This window comes from Pelomonas sp. BJYL3 (assembly GCF_027257975.1).
GTDB lineage: Bacteria > Pseudomonadota > Gammaproteobacteria > Burkholderiales > Burkholderiaceae_C > Roseateles_B > Roseateles_B flavus.
This window is the reverse complement of record NZ_JANZKX010000003.1, coordinates 80,580-95,114: the sequence shown is the minus strand read 5'-3', so window position 1 is coordinate 95,114 and position 14,535 is coordinate 80,580. Positions and strand designations below refer to the sequence as shown.

General features: G+C 68.2%; 15 protein-coding genes and 1 tRNA gene. 10 read left to right on the top strand and 6 right to left on the bottom strand.

Features of this window, described 5'->3' with window-relative positions; translation table 11 throughout:
- Positions 1–43 precede the first annotated feature (43 nt).
- On the top strand, positions 44–1,666 hold the full coding sequence (locus O9Y01_RS10105) for an amidase (RefSeq protein ID WP_269631471.1): 1,623 nt from the start codon (positions 44–46) through the stop codon (positions 1,664–1,666).
- A 417-nt stretch (positions 1,667–2,083) separates the two neighbouring features.
- Positions 2,084–2,722 carry an N-acyl amino acid synthase FeeM domain-containing protein gene (locus O9Y01_RS10100; RefSeq protein WP_269631470.1) on the top strand — a complete coding sequence of 213 codons (639 nt, stop codon included), beginning with the start codon at positions 2,084–2,086 and terminating at the stop codon, positions 2,720–2,722.
- Positions 2,723–2,825: 103 nt separating this feature from the next.
- On the opposite strand, the gene O9Y01_RS10095 is transcribed toward O9Y01_RS10100, so the two are convergent.
- Positions 2,826–3,650, bottom strand: a complete 825-nt coding sequence (locus tag O9Y01_RS10095; RefSeq protein ID WP_269631469.1) for an IclR family transcriptional regulator — start codon at positions 3,648–3,650, stop codon at positions 2,826–2,828.
- 94 nt (positions 3,651–3,744) lie between these two features.
- Between O9Y01_RS10095 and O9Y01_RS10090 the strand changes: the two genes are divergently transcribed.
- The 7 genes from O9Y01_RS10090 to O9Y01_RS10060 all read left to right on the top strand — a co-directional run bounded on the left by O9Y01_RS10090 (position 3,745) and on the right by O9Y01_RS10060 (position 9,707).
- Positions 3,745–4,704, top strand: a complete 960-nt coding sequence (locus O9Y01_RS10090) for an MBL fold metallo-hydrolase (protein WP_269632107.1) — start codon at positions 3,745–3,747, stop codon at positions 4,702–4,704.
- A 71-nt stretch (positions 4,705–4,775) separates the two neighbouring features.
- Complete coding sequence (locus O9Y01_RS10085) at positions 4,776–5,318, top strand: VOC family protein (protein ID WP_269631468.1); 543 nt, start codon at positions 4,776–4,778, stop codon at positions 5,316–5,318.
- Between the two features lie 39 nt (positions 5,319–5,357).
- A complete protein-coding gene (locus O9Y01_RS10080) occupies positions 5,358–7,040 on the top strand; it encodes an FAD-dependent oxidoreductase (RefSeq protein WP_269631467.1) in 1,683 nt (560 codons plus the stop codon).
- On the top strand, positions 7,037–7,246 hold the full coding sequence (locus O9Y01_RS10075; protein ID WP_269631466.1) for a DUF2783 domain-containing protein: 210 nt from the start codon (positions 7,037–7,039) through the stop codon (positions 7,244–7,246). The genes O9Y01_RS10080 and O9Y01_RS10075 overlap by 4 nt, the downstream gene beginning before the upstream one ends.
- A 79-nt stretch (positions 7,247–7,325) precedes the next feature.
- On the top strand, positions 7,326–8,645 hold the full coding sequence (fahA, locus tag O9Y01_RS10070; protein WP_269631465.1) for a fumarylacetoacetase: 1,320 nt from the start codon (positions 7,326–7,328) through the stop codon (positions 8,643–8,645).
- Between the two features lie 282 nt (positions 8,646–8,927).
- Entirely contained in the window at positions 8,928–9,323 is a 396-nt protein-coding gene (locus O9Y01_RS10065; RefSeq protein WP_269631464.1) for a DUF4844 domain-containing protein, read from the top strand.
- A gap of 3 nt (positions 9,324–9,326) precedes the next feature.
- The gene (locus O9Y01_RS10060) at positions 9,327–9,707 is read left to right on the top strand and encodes a hypothetical protein (RefSeq protein WP_269631463.1); all 381 of its coding nucleotides are present in this window, start codon (positions 9,327–9,329) and stop codon (positions 9,705–9,707) included.
- A 262-nt stretch (positions 9,708–9,969) separates the two neighbouring features.
- On the opposite strand, the gene O9Y01_RS10055 is transcribed toward O9Y01_RS10060, so the two are convergent.
- Both O9Y01_RS10055 and gbpA read right to left on the bottom strand, forming a co-directional pair.
- A complete protein-coding gene (locus O9Y01_RS10055; RefSeq protein WP_269631462.1) occupies positions 9,970–10,383 on the bottom strand; it encodes a hypothetical protein in 414 nt (137 codons plus the stop codon).
- Positions 10,384–10,653: 270 nt separating this feature from the next.
- Positions 10,654–12,069, bottom strand: coding sequence for an N-acetylglucosamine-binding protein GbpA (gene gbpA / locus O9Y01_RS10050; RefSeq protein ID WP_269631461.1), 1,416 nt, complete (start codon positions 12,067–12,069; stop codon positions 10,654–10,656).
- 193 nt (positions 12,070–12,262) lie between these two features.
- Here gbpA and O9Y01_RS10045 point away from each other — a divergent pair, with 193 nt between their 5' ends.
- Positions 12,263–13,063 (top strand): helix-turn-helix transcriptional regulator, encoded by an 801-nt coding sequence (locus O9Y01_RS10045; RefSeq protein WP_269631460.1) that lies wholly within the window; start codon positions 12,263–12,265, stop codon positions 13,061–13,063.
- A 21-nt stretch (positions 13,064–13,084) separates the two neighbouring features.
- Here the strand turns inward: O9Y01_RS10045 and O9Y01_RS10040 are convergent, their stop codons facing one another.
- The 3 genes from O9Y01_RS10040 to O9Y01_RS10030 all read right to left on the bottom strand — a co-directional run bounded on the left by O9Y01_RS10040 (position 13,085) and on the right by O9Y01_RS10030 (position 14,520).
- Entirely contained in the window at positions 13,085–13,831 is a 747-nt protein-coding gene (locus tag O9Y01_RS10040) for a substrate-binding periplasmic protein (RefSeq protein ID WP_269631459.1), read from the bottom strand.
- A 167-nt stretch (positions 13,832–13,998) separates the two neighbouring features.
- On the bottom strand, positions 13,999–14,364 hold the full coding sequence (locus O9Y01_RS10035) for a VanZ family protein (protein ID WP_269631458.1): 366 nt from the start codon (positions 14,362–14,364) through the stop codon (positions 13,999–14,001).
- Positions 14,365–14,444: 80 nt separating this feature from the next.
- Positions 14,445–14,520, bottom strand: a tRNA-Thr gene (locus tag O9Y01_RS10030).
- Between the last annotated feature and the right edge of the window lie 15 nt (positions 14,521–14,535).

Below are 14,535 nucleotides of genomic sequence, written 5' to 3'. Positions count from 1 at the left end.
TGTCAGAATCCAGCGTCCCTTTTCGTTGGGGGTTGACAGGCACATGAACAACATCCTGAGCCGCCGCGGCTTTGTCGCGGGTTCCCTGCCCTTGAGCGCCGCGCTGACGGCTGCCCTGGGCCCCGCCGAGGCATTGCCGGCCGCCCGGCCCGCCGCCCAGTCGCCAGGCCTCAATGCGCCGTGGGACCAGATGGACGTGCGCGAGCTGCAGGCCGCCCTGCGCGAGGGCAAGCTCAGCTGCGAGCGCCTGACGCGCCACTACCTGCACCGCATCGAGATGCTGGACCGCCGCGGCCCGCAGCTGCGCTCGGTGATCGAGCTCAACCCCGACGCCCTGTCCCAGGCCCGCCAGCTCGATGCGGATCGGCACAAGGCGGAGCGCGGTCCGCTGTACGGCATTCCCGTGCTGATCAAGGACAACATCGCCACCGCCGACCGCATGGCCACCACGGCGGGCTCCCTCGCCCTGGCGGGGCTTCACGCGAAGCGGGACGCCTTCATCGTCAAGCGCCTGCGCGAGGCCGGCGCCCTGATCCTGGGCAAGACCAATCTCAGTGAGTGGGCCAACATCCGTTCCAGCCGCTCCACCAGCGGCTGGAGCAGCCGCGGCGGCCAGACCCGCCACCCCTATCTGCTGAACCGCAATCCCAGCGGCTCCAGTTCCGGCTCCGCCGTGGCCATGGCTGCCGGGCTGTGCGCGCTGGCCGTGGGCACCGAGACCGACGGCTCCGTGACCTCGCCGGCCAGCATCTGCGGCATCGTGGGCCTCAAGCCCACCCTGGGGCTGCTGAGCCGCGACGGCATCATCCCCATCGCCAGCTCGCAGGACACCGCCGGGCCCATGACGCGCTCGGTGCGCGACGCCGCCCTGCTGCTCCAATGCATGGCGGGCCGCGACAGCCGCGATGCCGCCACGCAAGACCTGCCCCCGGGCGCGGCGCTCGATTTCGAGGGCGCCCTGCGCAAGGACGCGCTGAAGGGCGCGCGCATCGGCGTGATTCGTGCCGCCATGCCGCCCCAGCCCCAGGTCATGGCCCTGTTCGAGCAGGCCCTGGAGGTGCTGCGCCAGCAGGGCGCGGTGCTCGTCGACAAGCTGGAAATTCCCAACCAGGCCAAGTACGCCGAGACCGAGCTGACCGTGCTGATGCACGAGCTCAAGGCCGGCCTGCGCGACTACCTGGCCGAATTCCAGCCGGATGCGCCCGTCAAGAACCTCGGCGAACTGATCGCCTGGAACCGCCAGCATGCCGGCACGGTCATGCCCTTCTTCGACCAGGAGCTCTTCGAGCAGGCCGAGGCCACCGAAGGCCTGGAGGCGGCCGCCTACCGCGAGGCACTGGCCACCAACCGCCGCTACTCGCGTGCCGAGGGGCTGGATGCGCTCTTCGCCGAGCACCAGCTGGACGCCGTGGTGGCACCCACCGGCAACGTGGCCTGGCTCACCGATCCCGTGCTGGGCGACCACTTCACCGCGGGCGGCTTCACCACGCCCTTCGCCGTGGCCGGCTATCCCCATATCACCGTGCCCATGGGCATGGCTGCGCGCCTGCCCGCCGCCCTGTCCTTCGGCGGCCTGGCCTGGCAGGACGCCAAGGTGCTGGGCCTGGCCCATGCCTATGAGCAGGCCAGCCGCCGTCGCGTGCTGCCGGCCTTTCTGAAGGACTGAAGGCCCGGAGCAGGATGCGAATGCACGGAGAGCACTGGACGAGGGTCAGGTCTTGCCGGGGGCAGGCCTTGCGAGGGTCAGGACTTGTCACAGGAGTCCGGGGACGTGGCGGCAGGCCCACAGGGAAGATCCGGGAAATCCCAGTGAATCCGGTGTTAACCCTGTGCTGATTTGGTCCATGTCAGAGGGGCTGGTGTAAGACTTTGTGTATGTTGTACGAAGCGATGTTTTTAACGGTTTTGATTCCGAATCGTCGCTAGACTGCGTCGACCTTGAACACCTTGAGGGAGTCTTTGGATGTTTGCTGACAGTGCAGGTTTTCTTGCCGCCGGGGCCGTTGACGCCCTGCGTGCGACCCTGCGGTCTGGGGGCGCCAACACCATTGCTCCCGTGCGAGCGTTCCGCATCAGTGCGGCCATGTCTGCCAGCCAGCGCCTGCAGGCGCGGGAGCTGGTGGGGCGCAAGTACGCCGCCCGTGGCTATGCCATCGCCGCCAAGGCCGGGCAGGCCGCTGCCAATGGCCGTGAAGGCCAGGAAGCCGATCTGCTGACCCTGACCGCCGCCCGCGAAGGCACCGTGCTGGGCACCCTCAGCGTGCGCTTCGACGGCAGCGAGGGCCTGGCCGCCGACCAGGTCTTCAAGACCGAGATGCGCCAGCTGCGTGCCGGCGGCCGCCGTCTCTGCGAATTCACCCAGCTGGCCATGGACATCGACGAAGCCTCCAAGCGCGTCCTGGCCTGCCTCTTCCATATGGCCTATCTGCAGGCCTTCCGCCTGCGCGGCGCCGAGCTGCTCGTGGTGGAGGTGAATCCGCGCCACGTGGGCTACTACCAGCGCATGCTGGGTTTCCGCATCTGCAGCGAAGAGCGCATGAACCCCCGTGTGAAGGCCCCGGCCGTGCTGATGTGCCTGGACTTCCAGTACGCCCAGCAGCAAGTGCTCCGCTACGGTGGCCAGCCGCACCTGGGCCCGGTGGCGCGCTCCCTGTACCCCTTCGGCTACTCGCCCTCGGAAGAGGCGGTGCTGCTGGAGGAGCTGACGTCTTCCCGCCAGTGAGCGCCTCCGGCCCCCTCCTGCACGCATGATCAACCGGCTTCGGCCGGTTTTTCTTTGCCTGTTTCAGTGGGTCGGGGTCAGATCTGGTGCCTGCGGGAGGTCCTCAGGGATGCTGGGCTGCCATGCCACCGTCTCGCCAGCCCAGCTGCCGGGACAGTTCACGGGCGACGCGCTTGAGCTCCCGGGCCGGCAGGCCCGTCTCCTGCAGCTCGAAATTGCCGCTCGGGCCGATGGCCGTGAGGCTGAGCACCATGCGCCCTCCATCATCGAACACTGGCGCCGCCAGGGCGGAAACGCCTGCCACCACCCCGTCGCGGGACTGGGCCAGGCCCGCGCTGCGGGTCTCGGCCAGGATGCGCTCGAAGGCAGGGCTCAGCGCGGGTGGCTCGCCGTCCGCGGCCTCATTGAGGCGCAGGGCCTCCAGGACCTGGGCCTGGGGGAGGAAGGCCGCGAACAGCCGGCCCGAGGCCGTGCCGCGCAGGCTCATCACCGTGCCATGCCGCATGCTCACATGCACCGGTGAGGGGGCTTCCGCCACCCGCACGATGGTGGGGCCGCGGTTGCCCCAGACGGCGATCGCCACCGTGTGGCCCAGGCTCAGGGCCAGTTCCTCGATGCGGGGGGTGGCCAGGCGCACCGGTTCGTACTGCTGCAGGCTGATCAGGCCCAGCTGCAGCGCCAGGGGGCCGAGACCGTAGCGCCCGCCGCCGGCTTCCTGCTCCACCAGTCCCAGCTTGATGTAGCTCACCAGATAGGGGTGGGCCTTGGCGGGCGTCATGCCGGCCTCGCGGGCCAGGTCCTTCAGGGCCAGGGGACGGCCCTGGTGGGCCAGGGCGATCAGCAGCTGGCCGCCCACCTCCACGCTCTGGATGCCGCGCGGGCCGCGGGTTTCACTGTCTTTGCCGGGGAAATCGGTGTCGTCGGACATGGTGCGCAGATCGGGGTGGCGGCGCATTATCGGGTGCGCTGGTGTTGCGATCTTAAATTAGATATAGTCAAACGCATTCGCAAGGATTGAATTGATCATGAGCAAGACCTTTGCCTCCCAAGCCGATCTGGAAGAGAAGCGCGTCAGCTTCGAGAAGCTCTCGGACCACGCCTACGCCTACACCGCCGAAGGGGACCCGAACACCGGCATCGTGATCGGCGATGACGCGGTGATGGTCATCGACACCCAGGCCACGCCCGTCATGGCTCAGGACGTGATCCGCCGCATCCGCGAGGTGACGGACAAGCCCATCAAGTACGTCCTGCTCTCGCACTACCACGCGGTGCGCGTGCTGGGCGCCTCCGCCTATGAGCCTGAGCACATCATCGCCAGCCAGGACACCTTCGACCTGATCGTCGAGCGCGGCGAGCAGGACAAGGCCAGCGAGATCGGCCGCTTCCCGCGCCTCTTCCGCAATGTCGAATCCGTGCCCGCCGGCCTGACCTGGCCAACCTTGACCTTCACCGGCAAGATGACCCTGTGGCTGGGCAAGCTGGAGGTGCAGATCCTCCAGCTGGGCCGTGGCCACACCAAGGGCGACACCGTGGTCTGGCTGCCCCAGGACCGCGTGCTGTTCTCGGGCGATCTGGTCGAGTTCGATGCCACGCCCTATGCCGGCGACGCCTACTTCCAGGACTGGCCGCAGACCCTGGAGAACCTGGCCGCCCTCAAGCCCGCCAAGTTGGTGCCCGGCCGCGGCGCCGCGCTGCAGACGCCCGAGCAGGTCCGTGCCGGCCTGGAAGGCACGCGCGCCTTCGTGTCCGAGCTCTATGCCGCCGTGAAGACCGGCGTGGCCGCCGGGCGTGACCTCAACACCGTCTACCGCGAGGCCTATGCCGCGCTGGAGCCGAAGTATGGCCAGTGGGTCATCTTTGCCCACTGCATGCCCTTTGACGTGACCCGAGCCTTTGACGAGGCCAGCGGCCACACCCATCCCCGCATCTGGACCGCCGAGCGCGATGTCGAGATGTGGCGCGCCCTGGAAGGCCAGTGAGCGTCACCTGCAAGACCTGACCCCTGACCAGACGCAAGACCTGACCCCCAACGAGGACCCGAGGAGAAGCCATGAAGATCGAACGCATCCACCACGTCGCCTATCGCTGCAAGGACGCCAAGACCACCGTCGAGTGGTACGTCAAGCACCTGAACATGGACTTCGTGCTGGCCATCGCCGAGGACAAGGTGCCGTCCACCCAGGCGCCGGATCCCTACATGCACCTGTTCCTGGACGCTGGCAACGGCAACATCCTGGCCTTCTTCGAGCTGCCCAACTCGCCCGACATGGGCCGTGACACCAACACGCCCGAGTGGGTGCAGCACATCGCCTTCAAGGTCGACAGCGTGCAGACCCTGGAGGAGACCAAGGCCCGCCTGCAGGCCGCGGGCATCGAGGTGATCGGCGTGACCGATCACACCATCTTCAAGAGCATCTACTTCTTCGATCCCAACGGTCATCGCGTCGAGCTGGCCGCCGATGTCGGCACGCCCGAGATGTACAAGGCCCTGGACGCCTGCAAGTGGGAGATGCTGGAAGAGTGGAACCAGACCAAGCGCGCACCCAAGCACGCCGCCTGGATGCATGACAAGGCGCTGGCCGCACCGCAGTAAGCCCGCCCCCAGCTCCATCGGCACCCAGCAGGACCGACCATGCTCAGCACCTACCAGTACCCCGTCTTCGACTACTACCAGAGCGAGGAGCAGCGCCTCGGCCAGCCTCAGGCGCACACCGTGGTGGTGGTGGGTGCCGGGCCCATAGGCCTGAGCCTCGCGCTGGACTGCGCCTCCCGCGGCCTGCGTGTGGTGGTGCTGGATGACAACAACAGCGTGAGCATCGGCTCCCGCGCCGTCTGCTATGCGAAGAGGACCCTGGAGGTCTGGGACCGCCTGGGCGTGGCCGAGCCGCTGGTGCAGCAGGGCGTGAAGTGGAAGGTCGGCAAGGTCTTCCATGGCGAAGGTCTGGCTTACCAGTTCGACCTCCTGCCCCAGGACCGCCACAAGCTGCCGGCCATGATCAACCTGCAGCAGTACTACCTGGAGGAGCGCCTGGTTGCGGCCTGCGAGGCTTCGCCCCTGGTGGAGCTGCGCTGGAAGCACAAGCTGCTGTCCTTGACGCAGGACGATGACGGCGTGAGCCTGCAGGTCGAGACGCCCGACGGCGTCTTCCCCATGCGCACCCAGTGGCTGCTGGCCTGCGACGGCGCCGGCAGCGACACCCGCCGGATGCTGGGCGCGGAGTTCCGCGGGCAGGCTTTCCAGGATCGCTTCCTGATCGCCGACGTGGTGGTCGAGCCTCAGGCTGCCGATGCCGCCGACGACGGCTTGCGCGGCCACGGCGCCACCCTGCGCCGCCTGGGCGCCGAGCCGGAACGCTGGTTCTGGTTCGATCCGCCCTTCCATCCGGGGCAGTCGGTGCTGCTGCACAAGCAGTGCGCCAACGTCTGGCGCATCGATTTCCAGCTGGGCTGGGGCGCAGATCCGCAGGAGGAGAAGAAGCCCGAGCGCGTGATCCCGCGCATCGAGGCCATGCTGGGGCCTGACGTGCCTTTCACGCTGGAATGGGTCTCCATCTACCAGTTCGCCTGCCGCCGCATGGAGCGCTTCCGGCATGGCCGCGTGCTCTTCGCGGGCGACGCGGCACACCAGGTGTCGCCCTTCGGTGCGCGCGGCGCCAACACGGGCGTGCAGGACGCCGAGAACCTGGCCTGGAAGCTGGCGGCCGTCGTCCACGGCGATGCGCCTGCGGCCCTGCTGGACAGCTACGACCACGAGCGCACCTTCGCGGCCGACGACAACCTGCTGAACTCCACCCGCTCCACCGACTTCATCACGCCCAAGAGCCGCGCCTCGCTGCGCCTGCGCAATGCCGTGCTGGAGCTGGCGCGCACCGAGCCCTTCGCGCGGCCGCTGGTGAACAGCGGCCGGCTGTCCACGCCCACGCCCTATCTCGACAGCAGCCTCAGCACGGCCGATGCGGCCGATGCCGGCTTCCCGCCAGGCAGTCCGCGCCCGGGGCATCCGCTGCTGGACGCGCCGCTGCGTGTGGGCGGGCAGTCCGCGTGGCTCAGCGAGCAGCTAGGGCGCGGCTTTCAGCTGCTGAGCTTCGGCCCCGCCCGGCCGCTGCAGGTGGGGCGCGTGGCGGTGGAGGTGCTGGAGGTGGGCCGCGACCTCATCGACAGCGAAGGCCTGCTGGCCCAGCGCTATGACGGCCGCCCCGGCACCGTCTACCTCTTCAGGCCCGACCAGTACGTGGCGGCCCGCTGGCGGCATTTCGATGCGGCCCGGGTCGAAGCGGCCGTTCGCAAGGCCCTGGCACAGGAGCTCCCGGCATGAACACGACCCACCTGATCCGCACGCCCAACCTGCCGGACCCGGACGGCTTCTACGAGCAGCTGATCGATGCGCAGCGCGACCTCTCCGATGAGCAGGCCGACCTGCTGCTCGCCAAGCTGGTGCTGATCCTGTCCAATCACATCGGCGACCGCCGCGTGCTGGCCGAGGCCCTGCAGCTGGCGCGCGACAACACGCTGGGGGCCTGAGCCCTGGCGATCGATTCCCCCGCCGGACCGAGGGCCGGCTTCCCCTGAAAATCCAAGCGACGACAAGACCAAGACTGCCATGAGCCTCATCGACCACACCCACGACCCGGCGGCCCTGAGCTGGGTGGCCAGCGCCAACACGCCCGACACCGATTTCCCGATCCAGAACCTGCCCTACGGCCTCTTCCGCCGCGCCGGCAGCAATGACAGCGCCCGCGTGGGCGTGGCCATCGGCGACCAGATCCTGGACCTGCGCCTGGCCGCCGCGGCCGGCAAGTGGAGCGCCGCGGACGCCGTGCTGCTGCACCACCTCGCCCAGGGCGACCTCAACGCCGTGATGGCCAAGCCCGCCGCCCAGCGCCGCGCGCTGCGCCATGCGCTCTTCGCCGCCCTCCAGGCCGGCTCGAAGCAGGAGACTGCCCTGGCCACCTGCCTGGTGCCGCAGGTCGAGGCCCAGATGGCGGTGCCCTGCCGCATCGGCGACTACACGGACTTCTACACCGGCATCCACCACGCCACTACGGTGGGCAAGCTCTTCCGTCCGGACAATCCGCTGCTGCCCAACTACAAGTGGGTGCCCATCGGCTATCACGGCCGGGTGTCCTCCATCGGTGTCAGCGGTAGCAGCGTGCGCCGCCCCTTGGGGCAACTCAAGGCGCCTGATGCCGCCGTGCCTGTGCTGGCCGCCTGCAAGCGCCTGGACTACGAGCTGGAGCTGGGTCTGTTCGTCGGTCCGGGCAATGCGCTGGGCGAGCCCATCCCGATGGCCGAGGCCGAGTCCCATGCCTTTGGCGTGACCCTGCTCAACGACTGGTCCGCCCGCGATGTGCAGGCCTGGGAGTACCAGCCTCTCGGCCCCTTCCTGGCCAAGAACTTCGCGACCACGATCTCGCCCTGGATCGTCACCCTGGAGGCCCTGGAACCCTTCCGCTGCGCCTTCGAGCACCCGGCCGAGGACCCGCAGCCGCTGCCCTACATCGACAGCGAGCAGAACCGCCGCGAGGGTGGCTACGACATCGAGCTGGAAGTCTGGCTGCAGACCGAGGCCATGCGCGCCGCCGGCCAGCCCGCCACCCGCCTGATGCGTTCCAACTTCAAGCATGCCTACTGGACCCTGGCCCAGATGCTGACCCACCACGCCAGCAACGGCTGCAACCTGCAGCCGGGCGACCTGCTGGGCACCGGCACGCAGTCCGGCCCGAATCCGGAAGAGGGCGGTTCCCTGCTGGAGCTGAGTCTGGGCGGCAAGCAGGCCTTGACGCTGCCCAATGGCGAGACGCGGACCTTCCTGCTGGACGGTGACACGGTCACCCTGCGCGGCTACGCCGTGAAGGACGGCGCGCGCCGCATCGGCTTCGGGGATTGCGCGGCGACCATCACGCCGGCGCCGGTGATGTGAGGCGGGGCTGAATCGCCGGCGCGCGAGGGGCCGTGAGGGCCCTTTGCGCGGTGGGGCAGCCGGCGATGCAGGCCGGACGCCGTGGGAGGTGCTCCTGCCCCGGCGCTGTGGGGGGTGTCCAGCGCCGCCAGCAAAGCCAGATCGCTGCCTGGAAGCGGGACACGGCAGTGCTGGCCGAATACCATAGGCGCCCATGTCCCGGTGTGCCTTCCCGCACGAGATGGGTCCCTTGACCGCGAAGCCGCACGCTTGATGCAACGACGCCGACTGATGACTGCTGCCATGGCTGCCGGACTGGGCGCCACCGCCCTGGCGCACCAGATGCTGACGGGTTCGGCCACCCCTGCGCTGCTGGCGCTGGACAGCGAGCGCCTGGGCCGGCTGCGTGCGCTGCGTGCCGAGCCCAAGTTCATTGATGCGCCGGGAGCGCTTGGCGCCGAAGAGCGTCGCCGCCTGGAGCCGCTCATCAACGAGTTGCTGGACCGCCTGATTGCAGGGCTGGGTGACCATCCCAACGAGGCCTGGGTGCTGGCCCAGATGGAGCCAACGGTGGAGGCCTTCCATCTCGAGGATACCGAGGCGCGTGAGCGCTGCTTGCACTACATCGACGCGATGTTCCGGATTCTGGGCATGCCCGATGATCGCGGGGCCTTCCGCAAATACATGATCTTCTGGTGACGCATGGTGGAGATCGCCTCCCTGTGCCTGCTGCTGGCCTGCGCCGAAACCCTGCACGGCATCGCCCGCACCACCCTGCTCATTCCGCGTATCGGCAAGGACCGCGCAATCAAGCTGAGTGCGCTGACTGGCACGCTGCTCGCGTTCGGCATTTGCTGGTGGTGGGTGCCCGGCATCGGCCTGCGCTCAGCCGGGGCGCACCTGGCGCTGGGCCTGGGCCTGGCGGCCTTCATGGCCGGCTTTGATGTGGCTATCGGGCGGTGGCTGATGCGGAAGTCGTGGACCAAGATCTGGCCCGACTTCGATCCGCGCAGCGGCAACTACCTGTTGTTCGGTCTGATGGCGCTGTGCGGCATCCCGCTGCTGGTCTGGCTGGGGCAATGAGCCCGGGCCTTCAAGTGCCTGCGGGCCCGGTCCCGCAAGCACTGGCGGCCCGTGCCGCATCCGCCAGAGGCGGAGATCTGCGTGGCGAAGGGGCCCGGCACATGGCGGCTTGACTGGAGCTCAGCCCGGGGCGCTCTGCATGGGGCTCGACCGGCCAAACCGCGTCGTTCGGGCCTACGACAGGCTGTGCTCCAGCCCTTATTTCCTGCAATCGTGAGAAGGTGGAAAAGAACCTCGGGCGTGCGACGCCCTTGGCAAGGTCTTACTTCGTGGCCACCGCGCGCAGCTTCCCGTCATTGGTGGGCTCGAACTCGCCGAAGCCGGTGGAGCCGTCCGCGAAGAGGACCAGCAGGCGGGACCCCATGAAATCACCCACGCGAACGCCGGAGGAGACATCCCCCTGGAAGTCTGGGTCGATGCCGGAGAACTTCACCGACTTGTCCGGCGAGAAGTTGGCAAAGCGGGCCGTCACCACCTCGGTGTCCACGCCATCGACGCCCACCAGGGTGGCAGGGCCGGAGAAGCCGCCGAAGGTGTCGAAGAGGATGGGGAACTTCGCCGTCCTTGCGCTGATGCCGACCTCGCGGATGTCCGTGCTGCTGGCGTTCTGCAGGTTGAGATTGATGCTGAAGCTGTTGAGCGGCCCGTCAAAGGTCGCGACCAGTTCCTGTGCCATGATGTACCTCACTGAGTTGGCTGTGAACGGCAGGCGCAGGGCCTGCCACCTCGATGCGGCCAGTGGCTTGCACTGCCCGCCAGCACACTATTGGTTCATCCGCGCATGTACGCATCCCCAAATCTGACCACTTGGAGGCGCGCCGGCTGAGCAATCTAGGGGGTAGCGTGCCCGGCCCGAGGTCGGTGAGGCACGCAGGCGGCCTGAAGGCCCGGCCCCCAGCGAACAAGGGGGCCTCGGCCCCCTTGTTGCATCACGACGCGCACAGGCTCAGCGCGCGATCCATGCATCCGCCCAGGCGGCGCCCACGCCGGGTTCGTAGGCATTGTTGCTGCTGCTCCAGATGTTGCACCAGCCGCTGTAGGGCGAGGGCCGGCATTCGTAGACCTTGCCGTTCTTGTTCTGCAGCACCCGGGTGCCGGCCTTGTAGCTGCCCAGGCCGGTGGGGAAGACATAGTCGTAGCTTGTGCTGCCGGCGGCCTTGAGGTTCACCGCGTAGGTCTTCTGGACCACGGTGCCGCCACTCTTGGGCGTGCCCTTGACGACCAGCTGGTAGCTGCCGGCCGCTGGCTTGCTGAGGGGCAGGCTCAGGCTCTGGCCGCTGTTGTTGAGCGAGGCGTTGGCACTGGCGCGGGCCACGCCGGCGGCATCGAACAGGGTGGCGTTGACGTCCAGCTGGCCGACGGCGGTGACGCTGAATCCGAGCGTCAGGTTGCCGTCACTGCCGATGGTGTATTCGGCGGCCAGGCCGCTGACCAGCACGTCGTTGGCGGGCGGCGGGGCTTTGTCGATCTGGATCTCCACGCGGGTGTAGGGGCTGTCGCTGCGGGCGAAGACCTCGTTCTGGCCATAGGCGGGGTTGATGCTGCCGTCCGCGGCCTTCTGGCCCGCCCGGAGCAGGGACTGTTCGGCATTGACCCGCGTCGCGAGGAGGTAGGGCCAGGTGGTCTTGGCGCCGTCGGCGGCGCTGCCGATGGTGATCCTGGTCGAGACCTCAGGGTGTTCGCCGGCGGCATCGAAGACGCGGGTGGAGGCCTTGTCCCCCACCGCCAGGTCGACGCTCGGGTAGATGGTGCCCTTGGCCGACCAGCTGTAGACCGGCGGCGTGCCGTCGAACTGCAGGTCCAGCAGGTTGTAGAAGCTGTTGGTGGTGTCCGCGATCTCCCAGACGGCCAGCACCAGCTGATAGCCGGCCCGCACGGGCACATTGCAGCTGTGGGTCAGCGGGCTTGGGGGCTGCTTGCCACCGCCATCCACCTGGCAGAAGGGCGTGGACTCGAAGCTGGCGCGGCTGAGCTTCACATTGGGATTCCAGTCGGCCCGGGTGATGTAGTAGCGCCAGTTGCGGGTGGCGTGGTTGGCGGTGAAGGTCCAGGTGAAGTTCTGCAGGCCGGACTTCATCGGGCGCTTGGTCCAGCGGGTGGCCGTCTGCTCGTCCAGCTCGGCGAACTGGGTCAGGCCGGCGCTGGCGATCCTGCCGTCGGCCGGGCCGGTGGCCGGATAGCCGGATGGCGCCTCCAGGCTCTGGGGCTCGTACTGGATGGCGCCGCAATTGCTGTTGCCGCCTTGCTTGCACAGCAGGGAGCGCGACTCCGGGCTGCTGACGTAACCGTGTGGGTACGCGCTCAGCGGCACGGCGAGCAGAGCGCACAAGGCGAAGCAACTACCCCAGAGACTTGTCCTCATCATGACCTCCATCGTTGTGGGCCCGATTGTGAAAATGGTGCGAATGACGCGCAAGTGGTTCTTTGTTGGTATTTATCCGGTATTTGTTTCGGTCCGTATCGCCTAAGGCAGTTGACGGCTTTCAAACAAGTGACATGCGCAGCCCCTAGGCTCATCCCTGCTCGCCACAAGGGACGACGCAGGGGGAGACCACATGACTCAGGACAGCGCACAGGCGTGCATCGAATGGGCCAGCCAGCGCCAGGCGGAAGCCTTCTGGCAATGCGCCGAGACGGCCCAGGCGGTGAGGCGGCGCCATCAGTTCTTCATCTGGACCCAGGCCAGCCTGCAGCGCCTGCTGCCCCACCAGCTGATGCTGTGCAGTGCCTGGTCGCCCCTGCGGCGGCAGCTGCAGCCCGAGCTGTTCAACAGCCTGCCGCTGCCCGAGCCGGTGCTGCAGTGGCTCCAGGACCCGGCCAGCCTGGCCTGGCTGCAGCAGGGCTGGCTGCGCGCGGGCAGCCAGGCCCAGACCCTGCCGCTGGCCGGGCTGGTGGCCTCCGGCGAAGGCACTGCGCAGGCCCTGAGCCTGCTGCAGACGGCGGGCTTGCAGCACCTGTCCGTCCTGGGGGTGTCGCGTCCGCAGTGCGCCGAGGAGCTGGAGAGCTTCTTCCTGCTGGTCTCGCGGGAGCCCCTGCCGTCCCCCCTGCTGAACCTGATGACGCCGCTGCTGCACTGCGTCTGGCGGCGCGTGCAGGCGCAGGAGCTGCAGCTGCAGCACAGTCCGGCCCAGGGCGGCGCGAGCACGCAAGGCGTGACCGAGCGCGAGCGCCAGGTCCTGGCCTGGATGCGTCAGGGCAAGAGCAACCAGGAGATCGGCCTGCTGCTGGGCATCAGTGCGCTGACGGTCAAGAACCATGTGCAGAAGATCCTGCGCAAGCTCTGCGCCAGCAACCGGGCGCAGGCGGTGGCGCAGGCGATGAGCCTGCAGCTGCTCAAGGAGAACGGGCTGCGCTGAGCCGGTCCGGCGGGGGCGGCGTCAGCGCCACTTCCAGCGCTGCTTCATCTCTTCGACCTGGGCGATCCGGTCGCGCATGAAGTCGCGCATCGCCAGCACCTCGGCGGGGTGCTTGTACGAGGACAGGTACCAGTGCCCGCTGGCATGGGGCAGGTCCGGGTCGAAGACCGGGGCCTCGCCGCTGTCGGTGCCCGCATGGGCGAAGTAGTACTCGGCAATGCGCGTGTTGAGGTAGGCCCCGTCCACACGACCCCTCTGCAGCTTTTCATAGAGCCGGTCGTACTGCACCGACTCCTCGATGCGCATCTGCCCTGAGTTGATCAGCTGCTGGTAAGGGTAGGGCGTGAAGCCGTTGGGGATGCCCAGCACCTTGATGCGCGCCACGCCCTTGCCCAGGTCCTGCGGGCGGACCAGCACGCCGTCGGTGAACTCCATCATGGGCGCGTAGGCGATGCGCAGATTGCCCTTGAGCGTCGTCACCCAGTTCGGGTTGTCGGGGAAGATGAAGTCCAGGTCCCCGCGCACGAACATGGCGTCGCGGCGCTTCAGGGGCAGGACCACATAGCGGAACTCCAGGCCGCGGGTGCTCGCGAAGGCATCGAGCATGTCGCGCCCCAGGCCGCTGTAGACGCCGTTCTTCCATTCCGAATAGGGCAGGAAGTTCTCGTAGTCTTCCACGCCCACGGTGTAGATGCGGCGGGCCTGGGCCCGGGCTGGGGCGGCGGCCGTCGTCAGCAGGGCGGACAGGAGCAGGTGGCGTCGCTTCATGGAACCTCCCGGTGCAGGGTATGGAGCGATGAAGAGGGCGGGTCGACAGCCACAGTGTCGCGCAGCGCGGGCCGGCTGAACAGCGGCAGGGCCGCCGCGGGTGGGCGATTCCTCAGGCGACCTTCAAGCGTCCTTGGCGCGACCTTGAAGCGACCTTGAAGCAACCTTCAGCGGCGCACCCGCCCGGCAAGGCGCCGCAGCACCCGCGTCAGCGCGAGGCCCAGCAGGATGCCGATGCCGTCCGCCAGCAGGTCCGCCCACTCGGCGGAGCGGCCCGGTACCTGGGTCTGCAGCAGCTCGATCAGGCCGCCGTAGGCCAGCAGTGCCGCCGCCGGGCGCCACAGTCGGGCAGGCCAGCTCAGGCCGCCCAGGACGGTCAGCGTGCCAAAGGCGGCGAAGTGGTTGAGCTTGTCCCAGCCCAGGTCCGCGGCCTTGGGAGGCGCGGGGCTCAGGGCGAGGTAGCTGACCGCGAGGAGGGTCAGGGCGAAGAGGGCGGGCGCCAGGCCGAGGAGGCGGCGTAGCAGGGGCGTCATGGCGGGAAGGCGCAGGCAGTCGTGAGCGAGCCGGGCAAGAAAAAAGCCAGACCCTCGCGGATCTGGCTTGATTCAATTTTTGGTGCCGGTGAAGAGAGTCGAACTCCCGACCTTCGCATTACGAATGCGCTGCTCTACCAACTGAGCTACACCGGCGAAAGACTGCGACTA